This is a genomic window from Iodidimonas sp. SYSU 1G8, assembly GCF_039655775.1.
Taxonomy (GTDB): domain Bacteria; phylum Pseudomonadota; class Alphaproteobacteria; order SMXS01; family SMXS01; genus RI-34.
Map to the genome: position 1 here is coordinate 1278079 of NZ_JBBYXJ010000001.1, position 23074 is coordinate 1301152.

Genomic DNA, 23074 nt, shown 5'->3' on the forward strand with positions numbered 1-23074 from the left:
TGTCTCCGCTCAGGCCGCGTTGCGTTCTTCGAGACGGCTGATCAGGCGGTCCTTCCAGCGCGGCAGGCTGCCCAACACCAGGCTCAGCACCTTGGAGCGGCGATAATGCAGGTGGCAGTCGAACTCCCAGGTGAATCCCATGCCGCCATGTACCTGAATGTTCTCCTTGGAGCACTCGTGGTAGGCCTCGGTGGCGCTGACGCGCGCGGTGGCGGCGGCGACGGCGAGTTCCGGGGCGTCGGTCGACAGCGCCCAGGCGCCGTAATAGGCGTTCGAGCGCGCCAGCTCGGTGGCTACGTACATGTCGGCCAGCTTGTGCTTGATGGCCTGGAACGAGGCGATCGGACGGCCGAAGGCGTAACGGCCCATGGCGTAGTCACGGGCCATTTCCAGCGCGGCCTGCGCGCCGCCGACCTGCTCGAAACCGAACAGCACGGCAGCCCGGTCAAACACACGGTCGAGGATCGCCCAGCCCTGCCCGGCCGCGCCCAGCGGCTCGGCGGCGGCGCCGTCGAAGGTGACCTTGGCGTGGCTGCGGGTCGGATCGACCGTCTCGATGGCCTCGGCCTTCACGCCCGCCGACTTCATGTCGACGATGAACAGCGAGATCGAGCCTTCGTCGCTGCCCGAGCCGGTGCGCGCGGCGACAACCGCGTAATCGGCCACGTCGCCATCGGCGACCGGCAGCTTGGTGCCGGTGATCTTGCCGCCGCTCGCGCTGCTCTGGATGGTCTTGGGCGTCACGGCGCCGGGACCCTCGGACAGGGCCAGCGCGCCGATGATCTCGCCGGCGGACACCTTCTCCAGGTATTTCTGCTTCTGCTCTTCGGTGCCGGCGGCCAGGATCGCCTCGGCGAACAGGTAGACGGTCGACGAGAAGGGAATCGGCGCCACGGCGCGGCCCAGTTCCTCGGCGATCACGCACAGTTCAAGATAGCCAAGGCCCAGCCCGCCATATTCCTCGGGGATGGAGGCGCCCAGCCAGCCCATCTCGGCCACGCCCTTCCACAGTTCCGGATGGAACGGCTCGTTGCCGTCCAGGATACGGCGGACGTCCTTGCTGGACGATTTGCTCTGCAGGAAGCCGCGAGCCTGTTCCTTCAGCAGCTTCTGGTCGTCGGAAAATTCGAAATTCATGGCTTAGTCCCCTGCTTTCTTCTGTCCCTGGGTGCGGTAGTCGCCGAACGTCTCGTCGCGCTTGGAGAGCGCCTGGGTTACCCCTTTTCGGAGTTCGGCTCGGTAGGTTTGCGAGGTCTCGGTAAAGAAGGCCAGCGCCTGCACTTCCGTGCCCGCGCGGATCGCCGCGCGCATCCCCATGATCTCCATGGCGTGATGTATACTGCGCTTGTTCATCTGTTGGATGTCGGCCGGCACCTTGGCGACGCGCTCGGCGTGCTCGAGCACCTTCTCGTCCAGCTGCTCGGCGGGATAGGCGCGGTTGGCGAAGCCCTTCTCGACCGCCTCGACGCCGTTCATGGCATCGCCGGTCAGCATCAGTTCCATGGCGTGACGCATGCCCAGCATCCACGGATGGAATTGCATGTCGGGCGGGCTCATGGTGCGCACCGGCGGATAGCCGATCTGCGCGTCCTCGGCCACATAGACCAGATCGCATGCCGTCGCCAGCTCGGTGCCGCCGGCGAGGCAGTAGCCATGCACCTGGGCGATCACCGGCTTGGCCAGATCCCAGATGGTGAACCAGCCCTGCACCACGTGACGCGGCCAGTTGCCGATGCCGCCGGGCGTGTAATAGGGCTGTTCCTGGCCGTTGGCGCCGGCGAGGTCGTAACCGGCGCAGAACGCCTTGCCCGCGCCGCGCAGGATGGTGACGCGGATGCTGTCGTCGCGGTCGGCGATCTCCAGCGCCTTGAACACCTCGCCGCGCAGGGCGTTGTTCATGGCGTTGCGCTTTTCCGGCCGGTTCAGCGTGATCCGGCGCACCCACGGCGCGGGATCATCCACCAGAATGAATTCGTAGTCGGACACAGCTCATGCTCCCCAGCGTGTGGGGTCTTCCCCAAGAAGACGGTGCGAGCACTTTAAAGAGTTTGGAAGGGGCCGCAAGCCCGCCCGGCGCGAAAATAACCGGCGGGTAACATCATGGGTGATGGTTGGAACAGCGGCGCACGAGGGACTGTTGACAGGACCACGCTTGGCACGCGCGATCCGCGTCCCCAATCACCTCACCTGTCATCCCCGATTTAGTGGGGGACCCGCCTGTGGGCGAGACCGGTTGAAGAAGTTCCCGCATCGCTGTCCGTGCCATTCCCTCACAACCGGTCGGGCACTGGCGCGGGTCCCCGAATAAATCGGGGATGACAGGTGGAGGAGCGTCCACGGTTGAACTAAAATTCAACAACCGTTCAATAACTCAATCCCGCCCTGCCAGCGCGTAAAAGCCCGCGGCGAAGTAGGGCACCATGCGCTCCAGGATGGCGTCGAAGTCGGAGGCATCCACCAGCTCGCCCGACTGGCGGTTGATGGCGCCGGTTTCGGCCAGGGCATAGACGATAGCGCCCTGAAGGAAGAACACGGCATAGTGGATGTTGCGCGGCGAGGCCGCCGGCAGCGCGCGCTTGAACGCATCGGTATAGGCGGCGACGACGGGATCGTAGCGCTCGTTCATGGGCGCGAGGAAACCGTGGCTCTGCGTCGTGTTGGCCGTGTGTGACAGCAGCTTGAGATAATGTTTCCAGCCCGGGCCGCCGCGCATGGTGCGCTCGAACATGGGGGCGCAGAAGGCGCGCACCAGCGCCTCGATGCCGGGCGGTCGTCCGCCGGCTTGCGCGATGGCGGCCTCGAGCGAGGCGATCTGCCGGCTGCTGTTCTCGTCGGCGCGGCGGGCGATCACGTGGCGGAACAGGTCTTCCTTGGGCCCAAAATGATAGTTGGCCAGCGCCAGTTCCACCCTGGCATGACGGGTGATGTCGCGAATCGATACGCCGTAGTAGCCGCGTTCGGCGAACAGCTCCTCGGCCGCATCGAGGATCTTGTCCTTGGTCGAGGTCTTCGCACCCTCCATGGGCGCAGAGGCGGCCGGATCGGCGATCTCCATGACATCACACCCTTTTCCCGAACCTTTCCGGCCAGCGACTGCGGCCCGGAAACCGACTCTCTTGACAATAATTGGCGCGGGCCACACTCTTTCTGAACGATCGTTCAAACTTTGCACGATCATCGGTCACGACGCAACGGGGACATTGCCATGAGCACGGTTAGCACGAAGCTGGACATCGAACGGCCCGCCAAATTTCCCGAGCCCGCCTTGCGCGGCGACGTGATCGACGCCGAACGCTACATCTCGAAGGACTATTACCAGCGGGAATGGCAGCGCGTCTGGATGCGCACCTGGCAGATCGGCGGCCTATCCTATCAGATGCCGGAAGCCGGCGATTACCTGAACGCGACGCTGGGCCGCGAGTCGATCCTGATGATCCGCCAGCAGAACGGCGGGGTCCGCGCCTTCTTCAACGTCTGCCAGCACCGCGGCGCGCGCCTGACCTTCGCGGACGAGGGCTCGGCCATCAACGGGCTGAGCTGCCCCTATCATGGCTGGGTGTGGGGCGCCGACGGCCTGCTGAGCGCCATGCCCGACGCCGACGACTTCCCGGGCGGCAATCCGTGCGGCGAGATGAGCCTGATCGAGATGCCATGCGAGGAGTTCGCCGGCTTCGTCTGGTTCAACATGGACCCGAATGCCCTGCCCCTGCGCGAGGCGCTGGGCACCTCCGGTGACGAGATCGAAGGCTACCGCATGGAGAACATGGTGCGGGTGCTGAACATGACCGCCGACGCCAATTGCAACTGGAAGGTCATTACCGACAATTTCAACGAGGGCTATCACGTCCAAGTGCTGCACCCGGAACTGGCGCCCTACATCGAGACCGTGTTCTCGGAATGCCAGTTCGACCTGCGCGAGAACGGCACCAACAGCGGCTGGTTTCCCTCGCACCGCCCGACCGCGTCCTACAAGGGCGACGAGCCGCCGGCCGACGTGGCGGCGATGATGGAGAAGTGGGAGCTCGACCCCGCCGATTACCACGGCAACGCCCGCATGAAGCAGATCCGGCTCGATATCCAGAAGCAGAAGCGCACGCTGGGACCGGCCAAGGGCTACGCGCACTACGCGCATCTGAAGGACTATCAGCTGACCGATTACGTCATCTACAACATCTTCCCCAACAACGTGATCACGGTCGGCCCGGACGGGGTGCAGCTGCTGCGCCCGCGCCCGCACGCCACCGACCCGCAGAAGTGCGAGTTCGATCACTGGTACTTCGTGCCGCATATCGAGGGCGTGAAGAGTGTCCCCTCGCCCGCCGGCGGCCCGGACCTGCCCGTGGAGGACGCGCCGGTCGATCATTTCCGCTATGGCGAGAAGTCGCTGGGCCGCACCAACGACCAGGATCTGAGCATCGCCGAGAACCAGCAGCTCGGCTTCAACTCGGCGGGCTATCGCGGCGCGAACCTCACCAACCAGGAACGGCGCCTGCAGCACTTCCACGAGACGCTGAACGATTACGTGGAGGGGCGGAAGTAGGGCAGCGCTATATCAGCGAAAGCTGGGAGTCTCCGTTCTTGTCCCGTCCGGGGCTGTCGCCTGTTGCTGGCGGCGTCTTAGCGGAAGATAGCTCATAAACCGCCTGCAAGTAGCCTTCTGCAAAAGTTGAAAGCATCTCCGATATTCGCGAAGGATTCAGCCGAGGAATCCCAGTTGTATCACGGACAACTAGCTGCCTTGGTTTCTTTTTGCCCGGCGCAGCAAAATCCAATATTTGGAACCTTGCACCTTCAAGTTCAGGGTCGTTTCTCAGCATTTCCTCGACAAGCGTCACAAAGAGAGACAGCCTTTCACCCAACAAGGGGTTTATACGCCAGAAACTAAGCCACGGAAAATATACTTCTCCTTTTTCTCCATAAATGATTGGAGGATCAAACGGTACCAATAAACCCCTTCCAACAGGATAATATCTCCTGCCCACTCTCTGAACGTAAGTGGGATTTACACACTGGAAGTACTTGTATATTAATGCAAGTGTTTCCAAATAGTTTTCCCGAAGCGCTATCCACTTAATTTTTCTTCGGATTCCCTCGCAGATATGTTCGTAGGGAACATTCAACACCAACATATCAACTACCGCTGAAAATAGCGGGTTATAATTAAATGTAGGTGGGTTATTTGCCAATTCAATCAATTGTTTGGCAATCCCACTTGGGGTGCTTTGCCAATTCCGCGCCAAGTGCTGCAGAGAAGGAATTTTTAGATTGGTCACGTTACACTCGCCTATTGCAAATGGTGGGGTCGTTTTGCCTGCTGATAGTAATTCAAAATCCGATCATTGCTGATCTTCATACCTGGATTAATCTGGCTTTCATGATTCCAGACTTCGTCCCAAGGCCCCCCCTTTACGTGACTCAGCTCTACAAGCGCCCCCGCACTCATTCTGCTATAGAACTGTATAGTCTCAATTAAAAGCCGCTCCGCCTCCTCATCAAAAGAATAACCTACAGTTCTCTTTTCGCCACTCTCTCGATCTGTAGCCATTGCTCGTCTACTGATGGGCATGGCGTCAAAGTCCTTAAATTCGCGATAAACATACTGAAGAACAGGGCCAAATTGCCACGCTTCAAAATCGTGTCGAATCAATGGCTTGCCCAAATCGGTTAAAAATCTTGCGTGGCAGAAGAATAGGATTTTCTGCAAGGCCAGATTACTAATTCTGCGCCCATGTTGCTCGCAGACATCCAGAATGAAGTTAGCGACCGCTCTCCCGTCAAAACTCATTGGAATCGGTCCTTGTACTCGCCTTCTATTTTAGCCCATGTATGACTGCTGATCAACCCCGCATACACAACCCCTAGGGATATGACAACAACCCAGACCTATTAGTAGGATCACAGTTAGAAGATTGCAGTGTCGGGCATGCGGTCGCAACCCAAATGAGCCTACCATATGACGCCCGAATCTGGATGGCGGTATTGTAGCCCTGCTGTCGGTCTGCTAACCAACGCGCAATCCCACATCGGTGGATGATCAACTCACGAGTGACACCATGATCCCGCGCTATACACGTCCCGAAATGGCCCGCATCTGGGAACCGGAAACCAAGTTCCAGATCTGGTTCGAGATCGAGGCGCATGCCTGCGATGCCCTGGCCGAGCTGGGCGTGATCCCGAAGGAAGCGGCCAAGGCCGTCTGGGAGCGCGGGGCCTTCGAGGTCGACCGGATCGACACCATCGAGCGCGAGGTGAAGCACGACGTCATCGCCTTCCTGACCAATCTGGCCGAGCATGTCGGGCCAGAAGCCCGCTTCGTGCACCAGGGCATGACGTCGTCCGACGTGCTCGACACCTGCCTGAACGTCCAGCTGGTGCGCGCCGCCGACCTGCTGATCGAGGACATGGACAAGCTGCTGGCCGTGCTGAAGCGCCGCGCCTTCGAGCACAAGAACACCATCACCATCGGCCGCAGCCACGGCATCCACGCCGAGCCCACCACCTTCGGCCTGAAGCTGGCGCAGGCCTATGCCGAATTCAGCCGCAACCGCGACCGCCTGGTGATCGCGCGCAAGGAAGTGGCCACCTGCGCCATCTCGGGCGCGGTCGGCACCTTCGCCAATATCGACCCGCGCGTGGAAGAGCATGTGGCCAAGGCGCTGGGCCTCGAGGCCGAGCCGGTCTCCACCCAGGTCATCCCGCGCGACCGGCACGCCATGTTCTTTGCCGTGCTCGGCGTGGTCGCCAGCTCCATCGAGCGGCTGGCCACGGAAATCCGCCATCTGCAGCGCACCGAGGTGCTGGAGGCCGAGGAATATTTCTCGCCCGGCCAGAAGGGCAGCTCGGCGATGCCGCACAAGCGCAACCCGGTGCTGACGGAAAACCTGACGGGTCTCGCCCGCCTGGTGCGCATGACGGTCGTTCCCGCCATGGAGAACGTGGCGCTGTGGCACGAGCGCGACATTTCCCATTCATCGGTGGAACGCGGCATCGGCCCGGACGCGACGGTGACGCTGGACTTCGCCCTGGTGCGCCTGACCGGCGTCATGGACAAGCTGCTGGTCTATCCCGAGAACATGCAGCGGAACATGGACAAGCTGCGCGGTCTGGTGTTCTCGCAGCGCGTGCTGCTGGCCCTGACCCAGGCGGGCGTGTCGCGCGAGGACAGCTACTCCATCGTGCAGCGCAACGCCATGAAGGTGTGGGAAGCGGCGCAGGTCGGCGGCGAGGCGGATTTCCTCGCCCTGCTGAAGGCCGATGACGGCGTGATCATCCCCGATGCCGACCTGGATGCGGTCTTCGACATCGGCTACCACACCAAGCACGTGGACACGATCTTCCGCCGGGTGTTCGGCGAAGCCTGAGCGCCGCCATAACGGAGAAACCCGGCGCAAGCCGGGTTACCACCGAAGATTGAATGTCCTGAAGACCGCCGAGGCGACCGGATCGCCGACTACTGCAGCTCTTCCATGACCTGACGCTTGGCCTCGACCAGAAGGTCTTCCATCTCCTTGCGCAGGCGGTGATCTGTGATGGCGACTTGCTTGGCGTCGAGGTCAGCCTTGACCTTGCGGAATACGTCATCATCGCCCGCTTCCTGGAAGTCGGACTTCACCACGTCCTTGGCGTATTCGGCCGCGGCATCGCCGCTCAGGCCCATCTCGCCTGCCGCCCACAGGCCCAGAAGCTTGTTGCGCCGCGCCATGACCTTGAAGGCAAGCTCCTGATCGTGGGCGTATTTCGATTCGAACGCTTTTTCGCGATTGTCGAACTGGGTCATGGCTGAAGGCTCCCGCCGGGTGGACATGGAATTCCTAACCAGATAGCGAGCGCACCGGCTATAATCAACCTTGCAAATGGATTGTCGCCGCGTTGGGTTTGCTCTATGGTCCCGCGCTTCCCACATCTGCCCTCACCGCGGCAAGGAACAAACCATGAGCCGTCGCCGACAAATCTACGAGGGCAAGGCGAAGGTCCTGTTCGAAGGACCCGAGCCGGGTACGCTGGTCCAGTACTTCAAGGACGACGCGACCGCCTTCAACAATAAGAAGAAGGGCACGATTACCGGCAAGGGCGTGCTCAACAACCGTATTTCCGAATTCGTCATGCTCCGGCTGGGCGAGATCGGCATTCCGACCCATTTCGTGCGCCGCCTGAACATGCGCGAGCAGCTCGTGCGCGAGGTCGAGATCATCCCCATCGAGGTGGTGATCCGCAATGTCGCCGCCGGATCCATCTCGCAGCGTCTGGGCATCGCCGAGGGCACACCACTGCCCCGGTCCATCGTAGAATACTTCTACAAGAACGATGAACTGAACGACCCGATGGTGTCGGAAGAACACATTACCGCGTTCGGCTGGGCGACGCCGCCCGAGCTGGACGAGATCATGGCGCTCGCCCTCAGGATCAATGATTTCCTGTGCGGCCTGTTCCTGGGCATCGGCATCAAGCTGATCGACTTCAAGCTGGAGTTCGGCCGCCTGTATGACGACCAGGACCAGATGCGCATCGTCCTCGCCGACGAGATCAGCCCCGACAATTGCCGCCTCTGGGACCTCCATACCCTCGAAAAGATGGACAAGGACAGGTTCCGGCGCGGGCTCGGCGGGGAAGCGGAAGCCTATCAGGAGGTCGCACGCCGGCTCGGCATTCTGCCGGAAAGCGGCCCCACGGACATGAAGGGACCGGAGGTCATGCAATGAAGGCACGTGTTCACGTCACCCTCAAATCAGGCGTTCTCGACCCGCAGGGCCGGGCGATCCAGCACACGCTGGGCTCGCTGGGTTTCGGCGGCGTCAGCGACGTCCGCCAGGGCAAGTTCCTGGAACTGGACCTGACCGAAACCGACCGCGCCGCGGCCGAACGTTCGGTCAAGGACATGTGCGAGAAGCTCCTCGCCAACACGGTCATCGAGAACTACAGCATCGAACTGGTTGAATGAAACCGGCTGTCATTGTCTTCCCCGCCTCGAACTGCGACCGCGATGCCGCTGTCGCCATCGAGAAAATTTGTGGCGTGAAGCCGCATATGGTCTGGCACGGCGATAGCGCGCTGCCGGACGTGGATCTGATCGTGATCCCCGGAGGGTTCTCCTTCGGCGATTACCTGCGCTGCGGCGCCATGGCGGCGCGTTCGCCGATCATGCGCGAAGTGGTGGCGCGGGCGAACCAGGGCACGCCGGTCCTTGGCATCTGCAACGGCTTCCAGGTCCTGACCGAAGCCGGACTGCTGCCGGGCGTGCTGATGCGCAACGCGCATCTGAAGTTCGTCTGCCGGGACGTGCAGCTTCGGGTCGAGAGCGATCAGTCTGTGTTCACCCGCACATACTCGGCGGGCGAGACCATCACCATTCCCGTCGCCCACCACGAAGGCAACTATTTCGCCGACGAGGCGACGCTGGACGATCTGGAACAGAACGGACAGATCGCCTTCCGCTATGTGAACGGCAATCCGAATGGCGCCCAGCGCGACATTGCGGGCATCTTCAACAAGGAACGGAACGTGCTGGGCATGATGCCGCACCCCGAGCGCATGATCGAACCGGCGCTGGGCGGCTCTGACGGCGCCAGGATGTTCGAAAGTCTGGTAGCATCCCTATGAATGCGATCACGCCGGCCCTGGTCGCCGAACACGGCCTGAAGGAAGACGAATACGACCGCATCGTGCGGGCGCTGGGCCGCGAGCCCAACATCACCGAACTGGGTATCTTCTCGGTGATGTGGTCGGAGCATTGCTCCTACAAATCCTCGCGCCGCCATCTGCGCAAGCTGCCGACCGAGGCGCCGTGGGTCATCTGCGGACCCGGCGAGAACGCGGGCATCATCGACATCGGCGATGGCCAGGCCGCCATCTTCAAGATGGAAAGCCACAACCATCCCAGCTTCATCGAGCCCTATCAGGGCGCGGCGACGGGCGTGGGCGGCATCCTGCGCGATGTGTTCACCATGGGCGCGCGTCCCGTGGCGAACCTGAATGCCCTGCGTTTCGGTAGCCCGGACCATCCCAAGACGCGCCATCTGCTGGCGGGCGTGGTCGCCGGCATCGGCGGCTATGGCAATTGCGTCGGTGTGCCGACCATCGGCGGCGAGTGCAATTTCCATCCGGCCTATAATGGCAACATCCTGGTCAACGCCATGACCGTGGGCGTCGCCGACACCGACAAGATCTTCTACTCGGCTGCCGCCGGCATCGGCAATCCCGTGGTCTATGTGGGCTCGAAGACGGGCCGCGACGGCATTCACGGCGCCACCATGGCCTCGGCCGAGTTCGGCGAGGACAGCGAGGAGAAGCGCCCGACCGTGCAGGTTGGCGATCCCTTCACCGAAAAGCTGCTGATCGAGGCCTGCCTCGAGCTGATGGCCTCGGACGCCATCGTGGCGATCCAGGACATGGGCGCGGCCGGCCTGACCTCGTCCTCGGTCGAGATGGGCTCGAAGGGCGACGTCGGCATCGAGCTGGATCTGGACAACGTTCCCCAGCGCGAGACCGGCATGACGGCGTACGAGATGATGCTGTCCGAAAGCCAGGAGCGCATGCTCATGGTGCTCAAGCCGGGTCGCGAGGATTTCGCGCACGCCATCTTCCGCAAGTGGGATCTAGACTTCGCCATCATCGGCAAAGTTACCGACACCAAGCATCTGGTGCTGAAGCACAAGGGCGCGGTCGTCGCCGACATTCCGCTGGGTCCGCTGGTGGACGACGCGCCGAACTACGACCGTCCGCACGAGGAAACGCCCAAGCAGGACGTCCTCGGCCCGGACGCATTCACCGCGCCGGAGAGCAATTCGGAAGCCCTGCGCGACCTGCTCGCGACGCCGGACCTCGCCTCCAAGCGCTGGATCTGGCAGCAGTACGATCACATGGTCATGGGCGACACCATCGGCCGTCCCGGCGGCGACGCCGGTATCGTGCGCGTCCATGGCACGTCGAAGGCACTGGCCATCAGCACCGACTGCACGCCGCGCTATTGCAAGGCCGATCCGGTCGAGGGCGGCAAGCAGGCCGTGGCCGAGACCTGGCGCAACATCACCGCCACCGGCGCGACCCCGCTGGCAATCACCAATTGCCTGAACTTCGGCAATCCGGAGAAGCCGGCCATCATGGGCCAGCTCGTCGGCTGCCTGGAGGGCATGGCGGAAGCCTGTCTGGCACTGGACTATCCGGTCATCTCAGGCAACGTATCGCTCTACAACGAGACCAATGGCCAGGCCATCCTGCCGACGCCCGCCATCGGCGGCGTGGGCCTGCTGGCCGATGCCTCGCAGCGAGCGTCCATCGCGTTCGCGTCTGCCGGCGAGACCATTGTCGTGATCGGCGAGACCAAGGGTCATCTCGGCCAGTCGCTCTATGCCCGCGAACTGTGCGGCCGAGAAGACGGCGCGCCGCCGCCGGTGAACCTGTCGGTAGAGCGGCACAATGGCGATCTGGTTCGCGACCTGATCCTCGCGGGTGTCGCGACCGCCTGTCACGACGTATCCGATGGCGGCCTGCTGGTGGCCCTGGCCGACATGGCCATGGCTTCAGGCATCGGCGCGGCGCTGGATTACGACCGAGACGGCGTGCCCGCCTATGCCTTCCTGTTCGGCGAGGACCAGGGCCGCTACGTGCTGACCACCGCCAGTCCCGAACTGGTGCTGGAACAGGCGGCGGTTGCCGGCGTCAGCGCGTCGGTGATTGGCGTCACGGGCGGCGATACGTTGAAAATCGGCGAAGCCGACGCCATATCAGTGGCCGAACTGACCCAGGTTCATGAAGGCTGGTTGCCCGCCTACATGGCCGTTCCCTGACCGCAGGAGTTGTTGCCACATGGCGATGGATGCCCACGAGATCGAACGGCTGATCAAGGATGCCCTGCCGGATGCCAAGGTAACGATCGAGGATCTGCGCGGTGACGGCGACCATTATGCCGCGCACGTGATTTCCGAGGCGTTCCGGGGCAAGAATCGGGTACAACAGCACCAGATCGTCTACAAGGCGCTGCAAGGCAACATGGGCGGCGTTCTCCATGCCCTGGCCCTGCAGACCTCGGCCCCTGAATAGGATCATGCGATGAGCGACAATCCCGCTTTCGAGTACATCAAGTCCGAACTGGAAAAGAACGACATCGTTCTGTTCATGAAGGGCTCGCCCCTGTTTCCGCAGTGCGGTTTCTCGGCCACCGCCGTGGAAATTCTCAATCGCATGGCGGTGCCGTTCAAGGGCATCAACGTGTTGTCCGACGATACCGTGCGCAACGGCATCAAGGAATTCAGCGACTGGCCGACCATTCCCCAGCTCTATGTGAAGGGCGAGTTCGTCGGCGGCTGCGACATCATGCGCGAGATGTACGAAACCGGCGAGTTGCACGAGTACATGAAGACCAAGGGCTTCGACCCCGAATACGTCTAGGTCCCTACTCGCGTTCGAACCCGTACGTTCGCTCGACACGGCACATATCCAGCCTGAACCATTCGTAGAAGCGCTCGCGGCCCATCTTCCGGGCCGCGAGATGCTCTGCTTGATCGCGCCAAGCCTTCAACGACTCTTCCGACGCCCAGTAACTGACGGTGATGCCTGATCCGTACGGGTCGCGCGTGCTTTCATGACCGAGGTAGCCAGGCTGCCTCCGGACCAGTTCCTCCATGCGCTCGCTCACCTCGGCATAGCCTTCGGCGTCGTCTGTAAGACGGGATGTGAAGATCGCGGCCCAGGCGCCTTTTTCCATGGCGAAGCCCTTTCACAAAAGTGACACTGGCATTCTGCTATGCATTGCCAGACACAGCCAACGACCGCCAGCCGGAAGACACCCATGCACGATGACGACGAGTATTGCGACCGCCCTTTCACCGCGCCCACGCTGGGGGAGATCATCGACACGCGGATCAGCCGCCGCGCCGTGCTGAGAGGCGGCCTATTCGCATCGGCGGCGCTGGCGTCAGCCAGTTCGATGGCCCTGGCGGCCGCGGAAAAGGCCACGGCAAAGCCGTTCACCTTCAAGGGACTGCCCCGGGGCGTCGACGAGATGCATCACGTGGCCGAAGGCTACAACGCGGACATACTGATACGCTGGGGCGACGCCGTGCTGCCGGGTGCGCCCGCATTCGATCCCTCCAACCAATCGGCCGAAGCTCAGGCGCTGCAGTTCGGCTACAACAATGATTATGTCGGCTTCGTGCCTCTTCCGGCCGGCTCCAACAACAGCGACCACGGGCTGCTGTGCGTGAACCATGAATATGTTTCCGCCGAGGTCATGTTTCCGAAACTGCCGGATGATGCTTCTGAAGAGGTGAAGGCCGCGTGGGCCAAACGACGCGCGGCCATCGAGATCCAGGCTCATGGCGGGTCCGTGCTCGAAATCCGCAAGCAGGCTGGCAAATGGCAGGTGGTCGAGGACAGCCGCTATGCCCGCCGCATCACCTCCGACACGCCGATGACCATCGCCGGGCCGGCGGCAGGGCATGACTGGATGAAGACCAGCGCCGATCCCACAGGCACGAAGGTGCTCGGCACCATCAACAACTGCGCCGGCGGCATCACGCCCTGGGGCACCTATCTGATGGCCGAGGAGAACTACAACAAGTATTTCGGCGGCAGCCTGCCGGGCGACGACCCGCGCCAGCAGGCGTTCTTCCGGTACAGCATGCCAGGCGGAGGCACCTGGATGGCGCTCGACGACCGGTTCGACGTCGGACAGGAACCGAACGAGTCCTTCCGCTTCGGCTGGGTAGTGGAGGTCAATCCGTTCGATCCACGATCCACGCCCGTCAAGCGCACCGCGCTGGGCCGCTTCTCCCACGAGGGCGCGGAATCCATCGTCAACAGGGATGGCCGGGTCGTTGTCTACATGGGCGACGATTCTCGCTTCGAGTATCTCTACAAATATGTCTCCACCGGTCGCTACGATCCCCGGAATCCGGCGAGCGCGACCGGACTTCTGGATGATGGCACGCTCTATGTCGCCAGGTTCGCGGAGGATGGCAGCATGACATGGCTGCCGCTGGTCTTCGGCCAGAATGGCCTCGATGCCTCGAACGGCTTCGACAGCCAGGCGCGGGTTCTGATCGAGACACGGCGAGCCGCCGACATCCTCGGCGCGACGCCCATGGACCGGCCCGAGGACGTGGAGCCCAATCCCGTGACCGGGAAGGTCTATGCCATGCTGACCAACAACTCACAGCGCGGCAAAGCCGGTCTGGCGCAGCCCGACGGGCCCAATCCCCGGGCGGGCAATTCCAGCGGGCAGATCGTGGAGATGACACCCGACGGCGGCGATCACACGGCGACGGGCGCGCGGTGGGAGCTGCTGGTTCAGTGCGGCGACCCCGCCCGGGATGGCATCGGCGCGGTATGGAATCCGGCTACGGACGCGAATGGGTGGTTCTCCTCGCCCGACAATTGCGCGGTCGATCCCGCCGGCAATCTGTGGGTCTCGACCGATCAGGGCGACAACTGGGTCTACAATTCCGGAAAAGCTGTCCCGGACGCTCCGAAGGACACGGCGCCGGAAGGCGTCAGTGCCGATGGCCTGTGGGCTCTCGAAACCGAGGGTCCCGGCCGCGGCCTCGCAAAGATGCTGTTCCGCTGCCCCATGGGAGCGGAAATGTGCGGCCCACGGTTCACGCCCGATGGCGAGACCCTATTCCTCGCCGTCCAGCACCCCGGCGATGACAGCTGCGACAAATGGCCGCTGTTCGAAGGACCCTCGACATTCGAGAACCCGGCCACTCGCTGGCCCGATTTCAAGCCGGGCATCCCGCCGCGGCCTTCGGTGCTGGTAATCACGAAGAAGGGTGGCGGGAAGATCGGGAGCTGACCGCTCCGGTGTCCCCATGACGCGAAAACAAAACGGGCCGGATTTGCATCCGGCCCGTCTGAAATCCTATGGCGCGAAACTTAGCGCGAGTAGAACTCGACGACCAGGTTCGGCTCCATGTGGACGGCGTAGGGAACGTCACCCAGCTTCGGCGTACGCACGAAGGTGGCGGACATCGCCTTGTAGTCCACTTCGAGATATTCGGGCGTGTCGCGCTCGGCCGATTCGATGGCCTCCAGCACCAGGAGGAGCTGACGCGACTTTTCCTTGACGGTGACGACGTCGCCTTCACGCACGCGGTAGGAGGCAATGTTGACGCGCTTGCCGTTGACCAGGACGTGACCATGGTTGACGAACTGACGGGCCGCGAACACGGTCGGCACGAACTTGGCGCGGTAGACGATCGCGTCCAGGCGGCGCTCCAGCAGGCCGATCAGATTCTCGCCGGTATCGCCGCGCAGGCGGACGGCTTCGGCATAGATGTTGCGGAACTGCTTCTCGGTGATCGAGCCGTAATAGCCCTTCAGCTTCTGCTTGGCCATCAGCTGATTGCCGAAATCCGACGGCTTGCGGCGACGGCGCTGACCGTGCTCACCCGGGGGATAGGACCGGTTGTTCACCGGGCTCTTGGGACGACCCCAGAGGTTTTCGCCCAGGCGACGGTCGATCTTGTACTTCGCGTTGATCCGCTTGCTCATTAAGCCGTTCTTCTCAGTTCGCTTGCGTGCAAAATAAAATGAACGGGCACTCCTGCCCGCTCGGGTGGGCGCACTATACGCAGCGACGGAGCGATGTCAACGCCTAGAGGCAATCCGCTGACCATCCGCGTCACCGATAGTCCAACGACACCGGCAACAGTGCCGACGTGCCTAAAGCGCCTCTTCCACTTCGTCAAATGCCGAAGGCCCCCGCCAATAAGTAAAGGGGCCGGCCAGGACGTTCTGTCCCCGCAGGCCCCTTCACAAAAAGCCGATTCTCAAACCTGCGGCAGGCGCATGATGTCGGGGCGGCCATCCATGAACGCGCCCATCTTGGGGCCCAATTCCTTGAAGTGCGCGGACTGGCCATGCGCCTTCATGGCGTCTTCGTTCTCGTAGCGCTCGACGAACACATAGAGCAGCGGATCGTCGGTACGGTGCAGTTCATAGAACAGGCAGCCCGGCTCGTTGGCGTTCACGGCCTTGACCAGATCGGCGGCGGCGGCCTCGAACTCGGCGGTCTTGCCTTCCTTCACCTTGATCTTGGCGACGATGGCCCATTTGCTCATTGATTCTCTCCCCTTTCAGTCCGGTTCAGTCGGTTTTGACGCCCCGAGTCTTATACGAAGACAGGGCGACGATGATACCTCGAAGCGTTCGTATGTCCTGCTCTCTCAAGTCGGCGCGCTGCCACATGTTGCGCAGGTTCAGGACCATGCTGGGGCGCTTGGCCGGCGGGAACAGAAAACCGGCCGCATCAAGGGCGCTTTCCATATGCTCCATGAAACCGACCAGCTCTTCCTTGGTCGCCGGGCGCGAACGGTCGTCGACAGGCTGCTCAGGCAAATCACGGCCGGTCGCCACGAACCATTCATAGCCCAGCAGCAGCACGGCCTGGGCGATATTGATGGAAGAGAAACCGGGATTGGTCGGGATGGTCACCACCGCATCGGCCAGCGCCACGTCTTCGTTGGCAAGGCCTGAGCGTTCACCGCCGAACAGGATGCCGGTCTTCTGCCCCTCGCCCGACCGCGTCCAGAGATCCTCGGCCGTGCCGCGCGGCGGCAGTACGGGCTTGATCATACCGCGCTGGCGGGCGGTGGTCGCGACCACATAATTGAGATCGGCGATGGCGTCCTCGGTGGTGCGGAATACCTTGGCATTGTCGAGAATGCCGGTCGCGCCCGCCGCCATGGGCACGGCATCCGGATTGGGCCAGCCATCGCGGGGACGCACCAGGCGCAGGTCGGTGAGCGCGAAATTGCTCATCGCCCGCGCCGCGGCGCCGATATTCTCGCCCATCTGCGGGACGACCAGAATGATGGCCGGTGCGTTCGACACGCGGCGGTCGCTCCTAGCCGCGGCGGCGCCAGAGCGGCTGATGCTCGTCGGCCGCCGGCTGATAGAGAACCGAGAAATCGTCGAAGGCCTTGATCGCGTCATCGACGCTGCGGTCCGCCCTCACCTCGAACGCATCGAAGCCACACCGGTGCATGTAGAAGATCTGGTCGCGCAGTACGTCGCCCGTCGCCCGCAACTCGCCCTTGTAGCCATACTGCTCGCGCAGCAGACGGGCCGTGGTGTAGGCCCGGCCATCGCGAAAGATCGGGAAGTTGAGCGCGACCGTCTCGAAATACTCGAGATCATCGGCGATCTCTTCCGCATGCTGGTTCGAGGCCAGCCTGATTCCGAGCCCGCTGTTGCGGCGGCCGATCAACGAATCGCGCTCGGCCTTCCAGCGCTCCAGCGAGACGATGATCTTGCCCTCGGGAAGATCGGCGCCGTCCTCGACGTGCTGCCAATCATCTTCGACGATCTGCCGCTGCTTAATGATCCGCATAGACACGTTCCTTGAAGGGCTCCATGCCGATACGCCGGTAGCAGTCCAGAAACCGCTCATCCGGCTCCCGGTGGGCCAGAAATACTTCGATGACCTTTTCGACCGCCGGCACGATGTCGTGCTCGGAGAACGCCGGCCCCATGATCTTGCCAACCGAGGCATCATCCTCCGGCGAGCCGCCAAGCGTGACCTGATAGAACTCCTCGCCCTTCTTGTCGACGCCCAGAATGCCGATATTGCCGGCGTGATGATGACCACAGGCGTTGATGCAGCCGGAGATGTTCAGCCGCAGATCACCCAGATCATGCACGAAATCGATATCGTCGAACCGGTCGATCAGCTTCTGCGCGATCGGGATCGACCGCGCGTTCGCGAGGCTGCAGTAATCCAGACCCGGGCACGCGATAATGTCGGTCAGGGTCTCGATCGTCGGTGACGCGATGGACAGAGCCTTGGCCTTTTCCCACAGCTCGGGAAGGCGGGAACGTTCCACATCCGCCAGCACGAGGTTCTGCTTGAAGGTGGTGCGCAGCTCGCCGAAGCTGAACTCGTCCGCCAGATCGGCGATCGCGTACATCTGATCGGTGGTCGCGTCGCCCGGCGCCACGCCCGGCACCTTCAGCGAGAATGTGACAATCGCATAACCCGGCACCTTGTGCGCGTCGACGTTACGATCGTACCACATCTTGAAGCGTTTGTCGGTGGCGAGCAACTCGTCCACCGCCGCGTCGGTCGCGGGCAGTGACCGATAGGCCGGCGGCTTGAAGAATGCCTGCATGCGCTCGAGCTCGCTGTCTTCCAGCTCCAGCGCGCGGTTGACGTTCTTTTCGAAATCCTCGTCCACTTCCTGGCGGAATTTCTCGATGCCCAGCTCCTGCACCAGGATCTTGATACGCGCCTTGTAGATGTTGTCCCGGCGGCCATAGCTGTTGTAGACGCGCATGATCGCTTCGGCATAGGCCAGGAGATAGCGCTTCGGAATGAATTCGCGGATCACCTTGGCGACGATCGGCGTACGGCCCATGCCGCCGCCCACCAGCACCTGAAAGCCGACGTCGCCTGCCTCGTTCCTGACACAGCGGAAGGCCATGTCGTGGAACGCCACGGCGGCGCGATCACGAGTCGCTCCGGTCAGCGCGATCTTGAACTTGCGCGGCAGGTACGAGAATTCCGGGTGGAACGTCGACCACTGGCGCAGGATCTCCGCATAGGGACGCGGATCCTCTATCTCGTCCTGGGCGACACCCGCGAACTGATCGGTGGAAATATTGCGGATGCAATTGCCCGAGGTCTGGATGGCGTGCATCTCGACCTTGGCCAGATCGTCCAGCAGGTCGGGCATCTCTTCCAGCTTGATCCAGTTGTACTGGATGTTCTGCCGGGTGGTGAAATGACCGTAATCCCGGTCATAGCGCCGGGCGATATAGGCGAGCTGACGCAACTGCGCCGAGGACAGCAGGCCATACGGCACCGCGACGCGGAGCATGTAGGCGTGAAGCTGCAGGTACAGCCCGTTCATCAGCCGCAGCGGCCGGAACTCTTCCTCGCTCAGCTCGCCGCTGAGACGCCGCGCGACCTGGTCGCGGAACTGGACGTTTCGTTCGGCCAGCAACTGGTGGTCGAACTTGTCATACTGATACATGTCGCCGCTCCTGAGCGCTCTTCGGCCAACGTCAACGGCGCCTGTTTAAACGCCAAGCCGGCCGATAGCAACCCCTATTGTACGTGAAACAAGTGTTGTTCACTCTATTTCACAATATAGATGATGGTTAATTGCGGATCAATGCCGGTGCGCAGTGTCGTGATGGTCACGAAACGGAAACAAATTCGTAACCGGACCGTCGTCTCCCGGGAATAGAGAGTTCGTAACGATAATTCGGGAGGTTGAGATGAAGGCCATGCGTACCCTTGCCCTGACGACGACGGCGATCACCGCCCTGTTCGCGGCCCAGACCGGCAGCGCGCACGCGCTGACATTGACCCAGGTTCTGCGCCATGAAAGCGGCATCTTCGACAAGTCGGCCGCGGAAATCGTCGCGTTCGACGCCGGCAGCAAACGCTTCTACGTCGTCGATGGCGCCGCGCCGTCCATCGAGGTCCTCCAACTGGGCGACGGCACGAGCGCGGCGGACGCAACGTGGAGCGAGGCCGGAACGCTGGCGCTGACCGCCGACGAGTCGCCCACCAGCGTCGCGGTCCATAACGGCGTGATCGCCGCGGCCGTACATGGTTCGAAGGACCAGGGCCGCCCCGGCAAGGTCATCTTCTTCGACGGCGCGGGCGCGCGACTGGCCGAAGTGGCGGTCGGATCCCTGCCCGACATGGTCACCTTCACGCCAGACGGCAAATACGTCCTGACCGCCAATGAAGGCGAGCCGACCGACGCCGCGGACCCGGACGGATCGGTCAGCATCATTGATATCTCCGGCGGCGTGAAGGATGCCAAGGCCGTCACGGTCGGTTTCGAGAGCCTCGATGCCGAGACCATGCGCAAGGCCGGTGTTCGCGTATTCCCCGGCAAGGCGCCCAAGGAAGATTTCGAACCCGAATATATCGCCGTCTCGCCCGACAGCCAGATGGCGTGGGTCGCTCTCCAGGAAGCCAACGCGTTCGCCCGAATCGACATTCCCGGCGGCGCGCTGATCGACGTGGTCGCCCTGGGGACCAAGGATCACAGCCAGCCGGGCAACGGCATGGACCCCAACGACAAGGATAGCGCCGTGAACATCGCGCCGGTCCCGGTGCGCGGCCTCTACATGCCCGATTCGATCGCGGCGGTCGAAATCGGCGGCAAGACCTATGTCGTGTCGGCCAATGAAGGCGACGCACGCAAGGAAGACGAACGGGTCGAGAAGGCCAATATCGATGACAAGGCACTGAGCGCCGACGAGAAGAAGCACCTCGCCCGCCTCAAGATCTCGACCATCGATGGCGATACCGATGGGGACGGCGACATCGACGTTCTGCATTCCTACGGCGCCCGCTCGTTCTCGATCTGGAATGCCGATGGATCGCTGTTATGGGACAGCGGCGACCAGATCGAAACCATCACCGCCGACCGCCTAGGCCAGAAGTTCAACACCAGCAACGACGACAACAAATACGAAGGCCGCAGCGACGACAAGGGTCCCGAGCCGGAGGCCATCGACGTCGGCGTCATCGATGGCAAGACCTATGCCTTCGTGGGTCTGGAGCGGGTTGGCGGCGTGATGATGTTCAACATTACCAACCCGGAGAAGCCCGTCTTCGTCGGCTACGAGAACAACCGCGACTTCGCCGGCTCGCTCGACTTCTCGCTGCCCAGTGACCTGAAGGTCGCCGGCGATCTCGGCCCGGAAAGCGTCAAGTTCATTTCCGCCGACAACAATCCGTATGGCGTGCCGCTGCTGGCCGTGGCGTCGGAGGTCAGCGGTACCGTCACCGTCTACACCATCACTCCCTGAGGATTTTCGCGAGGTTCCTCCCCTACTCTCCGTAGGTCACTGATCCCCGGCTGGAACGGCCGGGGATTTTTTTGCGTTCTCGCTGCGGTCATGGAAGAAGGGAGCGCATGAGCGGGGAACTGGAAAAGCTGTTGGGCGAGATCCGCGCCTGCCGGGTGTGCGAGGCGGTTCTGCCGCTGGGCCCGCGTCCCACGCTGAGGGCGCAAGAGACCGCGCGGGTCGTCATCGTCGGTCAGGCTCCCGGTACGAAAGTGCACGAAACCGGCATTCCCTGGAACGACCGGAGCGGCGATCGCCTGCGCGACTGGCTCGCCCTCGACCGGGAACGGTTCTATGACGAAAGCCGCATCGCGATCGTACCCATGGGATTCTGCTACCCCGGACGCGACCGTAATGGTGGAGACTCGCCGCCCCGTCCCGAATGCGCACCGCTTTGGCACGCGCGCCTTCGCGCGCTCCTGCCCCAGGCGGACCTGACTCTGCTCGTCGGCAGCTACGCGCAGGCTTGGTATCTGGGTGCGCGGCGCAAGGCGACCATGACGGAAACCGTCGCACACTGGAGGGACTATCTGCCGGATTTCTTCCCGACGCCCCATCCCAGCTGGCGGAACACGGCCTGGCTCAGGCGCAACCCGTGGTTCGAGGCAGAGGCGTTGCCGGTTCTACGGGAGCGCGTTCGCCGGCTGATTTAGATTTTCCCGGGCAAGCGCGTAAATCTCGTCGAGCCGCTCGCGCGCACGGCGAACAATGGAGGGTTCACGGGCCCAGGCGACGACGTGTTCGTAGCCATTCACCGCGGCCACCACCTCACCGCGCTTGAGGCGCAGGTTGGCCTCGACCAGCCTGATCTCGTGATTCATGGGCAGCAACAGCCGCGCCCGGGCGATCAGCGCCATCGCTTCATCCGAAGGTTTGCCCGGCCGGATAAGCCAGGTCCGCGCCAGCCCGATGAGGGCATCCGGCTCGTCAGGATTCATCGCGAGCGCCTGACGATAGACTTTCTCCGCCTCCTCCAGGGTGCCGGTCCAGGACGCATCGTTCGAGGTGAACTGCTGCGCGGCGCGCTGAACCATCAGATTGCCCTGCATCGCCAGCAATTCGGAACTGCGCCCCCGCGCGCGCTCGATGATGGATTCGGCGCGCGGAATGTCCTGATCCACCAGGGCGACCCATGCGAGCAGTGCCATCGCCCGCGTATTGTCCGGGTTCAGGGCCAGCGCCTCGTTCAGGAGAGCAATGCCCTGTTCACGGGCGGGCGAGAAATGCATGAGCGTGAACGCCACCTCTTCCTTGGCCTCATCGAGCGGCAGAACCCGCACCGAAGGCACCGGCAGCGGATCCGCCGGGCGGTCGAACTTATCGGCGTTAAAACGGCCTATGCGGCGATACTGCCGCATCGACCGCGTCGCCTCTTCGATGGACTGGCCGAAGATGTTCTCGAAGACCGGGACCGTATCGACCGTCGGCTGGTCCAGACGATCGAGAAACGCATAGAGCTTCTCGCGCCGGTCCGGGTCGGACATCAGGTAGTGCACGACCAGCCATGATTCGGCGTTGAAGTCGCCATTCTCGTGACCTGTCTCATAGCCCTTGGCGTTGAACAGCGCCCCGAGCGGAATCCAACGTGCTTTCTCAAGCGCCAGCACCCGGTGCATGGGTGGGTCGCCCAATCGGTAGCGACCATCATTGGAGATGTCGTAAGTGGACAGGTACTCGGCATAGCCCTCGTGAAACCACAGCGGATACCGGCGCTTGGCATCCACTTCGAGCAGGTAGTGGACATATTCGTGGAAGACGCCATCCATGCCGACGCCGCGCATGTTCTGCTTGGCTCGGTAGAGCGGGCCATAGGCGGTTTGCGTGACCTCGAGACTGTCGGTGCCGTCGGGTGCCCGCGCGGTCAGGTTGACCACGGCGAGTCCGCCGCGATGGCTATGCTGGAACGCCCCGAACACCTGATCGTCGTCGATCAACGCGCGGAACTGTCCGGTCGTCGACAGCGCCACGACGTGAAACGGCAAAGGGTTCGATTCGATATCGAGATTGGTCGCCTTGATGACCAGCCGCCTGAAATCCTCAAGATTCTGCACCAGGTATCGCGCCCGGTCCTCGCCGGCATTGGTCAGCACCACGAAATTTTCCGTGCGCGCTTCGATCCATGTGTCCTCGGCGACCTGCCGCAAGGTCGGCGTTGATCCGCAGCCGCCGAGCATAACCACGACAAAAAGGGCACATGCTGCCTTCACCATACTGAACGTGCTGTCCGCCATGCAGTCCAAGCCCCTTTACCAGGCTAGAGATGTGG

Annotated in this window: 24 protein-coding genes; 11 read left to right on the top strand and 13 right to left on the bottom strand. The window is 62.6% G+C overall.

Translation table 11 applies throughout. The features are described 5' to 3' along the window. Positions 1–9 precede the first annotated feature (9 nt). From WJU17_RS06170 to WJU17_RS06180, 3 genes are all read right to left on the bottom strand, one after another. Positions 10–1137: an acyl-CoA dehydrogenase gene (locus WJU17_RS06170; RefSeq protein ID WP_346326457.1), complete on the bottom strand. Its 1128-nt coding sequence runs from the start codon at positions 1135–1137 to the stop codon at positions 10–12. A 3-nt stretch (positions 1138–1140) separates the two neighbouring features. Beyond that, positions 1141–1986, bottom strand: a complete 846-nt coding sequence (locus WJU17_RS06175) for an enoyl-CoA hydratase-related protein (protein ID WP_346326458.1) — start codon at positions 1984–1986, stop codon at positions 1141–1143. A gap of 385 nt (positions 1987–2371) precedes the next feature. Next, a complete protein-coding gene (locus WJU17_RS06180; RefSeq protein ID WP_346326459.1) occupies positions 2372–3055 on the bottom strand; it encodes a TetR family transcriptional regulator in 684 nt (227 codons plus the stop codon). 150 nt (positions 3056–3205) lie between these two features. On the opposite strand from WJU17_RS06180, the gene WJU17_RS06185 reads away from it, so the two are divergent. Beyond that, positions 3206–4540: an aromatic ring-hydroxylating dioxygenase subunit alpha gene (locus WJU17_RS06185; RefSeq protein ID WP_346326460.1), complete on the top strand. Its 1335-nt coding sequence runs from the start codon at positions 3206–3208 to the stop codon at positions 4538–4540. Between the two features lie 7 nt (positions 4541–4547). Here WJU17_RS06185 and WJU17_RS06190 read toward each other — a convergent pair whose 3' ends face one another. Together WJU17_RS06190 and WJU17_RS06195 are read right to left on the bottom strand one after the other, a co-directional pair. Continuing rightward, positions 4548–5273 (bottom strand): hypothetical protein, encoded by a 726-nt coding sequence (locus WJU17_RS06190; RefSeq protein ID WP_346326461.1) that lies wholly within the window; start codon positions 5271–5273, stop codon positions 4548–4550. Positions 5274–5284: 11 nt separating this feature from the next. Further along, complete coding sequence (locus WJU17_RS06195; protein ID WP_346326462.1) at positions 5285–5785, bottom strand: type II toxin-antitoxin system antitoxin SocA domain-containing protein; 501 nt, start codon at positions 5783–5785, stop codon at positions 5285–5287. 268 nt (positions 5786–6053) lie between these two features. Between WJU17_RS06195 and purB the strand changes: the two genes are divergently transcribed. Beyond that, positions 6054–7361 (top strand): adenylosuccinate lyase, encoded by a 1308-nt coding sequence (purB, locus tag WJU17_RS06200; protein ID WP_346326463.1) that lies wholly within the window; start codon positions 6054–6056, stop codon positions 7359–7361. A gap of 89 nt (positions 7362–7450) precedes the next feature. Here the strand turns inward: purB and WJU17_RS06205 are convergent, their stop codons facing one another. Continuing rightward, positions 7451–7777, bottom strand: coding sequence for a DUF1476 domain-containing protein (locus WJU17_RS06205; protein WP_346326464.1), 327 nt, complete (start codon positions 7775–7777; stop codon positions 7451–7453). 154 nt (positions 7778–7931) lie between these two features. Between WJU17_RS06205 and purC the strand changes: the two genes are divergently transcribed. Genes purC through grxD form a run of 6 tightly spaced genes read left to right on the top strand, consistent with a single transcriptional unit; the run spans position 7932 to position 12384 of the window. After that, the gene (gene purC, locus WJU17_RS06210; RefSeq protein WP_346326465.1) at positions 7932–8699 is read left to right on the top strand and encodes a phosphoribosylaminoimidazolesuccinocarboxamide synthase; all 768 of its coding nucleotides are present in this window, start codon (positions 7932–7934) and stop codon (positions 8697–8699) included. Further along, positions 8696–8938: a phosphoribosylformylglycinamidine synthase subunit PurS gene (purS, locus tag WJU17_RS06215; RefSeq protein WP_346326466.1), complete on the top strand. Its 243-nt coding sequence runs from the start codon at positions 8696–8698 to the stop codon at positions 8936–8938. Before purC ends, purS begins: the two co-directional genes overlap by 4 nt. Next, positions 8935–9597: a phosphoribosylformylglycinamidine synthase subunit PurQ gene (gene purQ / locus WJU17_RS06220; protein ID WP_346326467.1), complete on the top strand. Its 663-nt coding sequence runs from the start codon at positions 8935–8937 to the stop codon at positions 9595–9597. Before purS ends, purQ begins: the two co-directional genes overlap by 4 nt. Then, a complete protein-coding gene (gene purL / locus WJU17_RS06225; RefSeq protein ID WP_346326468.1) occupies positions 9594–11783 on the top strand; it encodes a phosphoribosylformylglycinamidine synthase subunit PurL in 2190 nt (729 codons plus the stop codon). The genes purQ and purL overlap by 4 nt, the downstream gene beginning before the upstream one ends. A gap of 19 nt (positions 11784–11802) precedes the next feature. After that, positions 11803–12036, top strand: coding sequence for a BolA family transcriptional regulator (locus tag WJU17_RS06230; RefSeq protein ID WP_346326469.1), 234 nt, complete (start codon positions 11803–11805; stop codon positions 12034–12036). 9 nt (positions 12037–12045) lie between these two features. Next, complete coding sequence (gene grxD, locus WJU17_RS06235; protein WP_346326470.1) at positions 12046–12384, top strand: Grx4 family monothiol glutaredoxin; 339 nt, start codon at positions 12046–12048, stop codon at positions 12382–12384. Positions 12385–12388: 4 nt separating this feature from the next. On the opposite strand, the gene WJU17_RS06240 is transcribed toward grxD, so the two are convergent. Continuing rightward, a complete protein-coding gene (locus WJU17_RS06240; protein ID WP_346326471.1) occupies positions 12389–12700 on the bottom strand; it encodes an antibiotic biosynthesis monooxygenase in 312 nt (103 codons plus the stop codon). An 84-nt stretch (positions 12701–12784) separates the two neighbouring features. On the opposite strand from WJU17_RS06240, the gene WJU17_RS06245 reads away from it, so the two are divergent. Next, positions 12785–14788, top strand: a complete 2004-nt coding sequence (locus tag WJU17_RS06245; RefSeq protein ID WP_346326472.1) for a PhoX family phosphatase — start codon at positions 12785–12787, stop codon at positions 14786–14788. Positions 14789–14868: 80 nt separating this feature from the next. Here the strand turns inward: WJU17_RS06245 and rpsD are convergent, their stop codons facing one another. From rpsD to WJU17_RS06270, 5 genes are all read right to left on the bottom strand, one after another. After that, positions 14869–15486: a 30S ribosomal protein S4 gene (gene rpsD / locus WJU17_RS06250; RefSeq protein WP_346326473.1), complete on the bottom strand. Its 618-nt coding sequence runs from the start codon at positions 15484–15486 to the stop codon at positions 14869–14871. 278 nt (positions 15487–15764) lie between these two features. After that, positions 15765–16055, bottom strand: coding sequence for a putative quinol monooxygenase (locus WJU17_RS06255; RefSeq protein WP_346326474.1), 291 nt, complete (start codon positions 16053–16055; stop codon positions 15765–15767). Between the two features lie 25 nt (positions 16056–16080). Beyond that, positions 16081–16827: an RNA methyltransferase gene (locus tag WJU17_RS06260; protein WP_346326475.1), complete on the bottom strand. Its 747-nt coding sequence runs from the start codon at positions 16825–16827 to the stop codon at positions 16081–16083. A gap of 13 nt (positions 16828–16840) precedes the next feature. Continuing rightward, on the bottom strand, positions 16841–17326 hold the full coding sequence (locus tag WJU17_RS06265; RefSeq protein ID WP_346326476.1) for a DUF934 domain-containing protein: 486 nt from the start codon (positions 17324–17326) through the stop codon (positions 16841–16843). Then, entirely contained in the window at positions 17313–18968 is a 1656-nt protein-coding gene (locus tag WJU17_RS06270; protein ID WP_346326477.1) for a nitrite/sulfite reductase, read from the bottom strand. The genes WJU17_RS06265 and WJU17_RS06270 overlap by 14 nt, the downstream gene beginning before the upstream one ends. Before the next feature lie 247 nt (positions 18969–19215). Here WJU17_RS06270 and WJU17_RS06275 point away from each other — a divergent pair, with 247 nt between their 5' ends. Together WJU17_RS06275 and WJU17_RS06280 are read left to right on the top strand one after the other, a co-directional pair. After that, positions 19216–20769 (top strand): choice-of-anchor I family protein, encoded by a 1554-nt coding sequence (locus WJU17_RS06275; protein WP_346326478.1) that lies wholly within the window; start codon positions 19216–19218, stop codon positions 20767–20769. Positions 20770–20876: 107 nt separating this feature from the next. Then, positions 20877–21461: a uracil-DNA glycosylase family protein gene (locus WJU17_RS06280; protein ID WP_346326479.1), complete on the top strand. Its 585-nt coding sequence runs from the start codon at positions 20877–20879 to the stop codon at positions 21459–21461. Here the strand turns inward: WJU17_RS06280 and WJU17_RS06285 are convergent. Continuing rightward, entirely contained in the window at positions 21432–23039 is a 1608-nt protein-coding gene (locus tag WJU17_RS06285) for a tetratricopeptide repeat protein (RefSeq protein ID WP_346326480.1), read from the bottom strand. The genes WJU17_RS06280 and WJU17_RS06285 overlap by 30 nt on opposite strands. Positions 23040–23074: the final 35 nt, after the last annotated feature.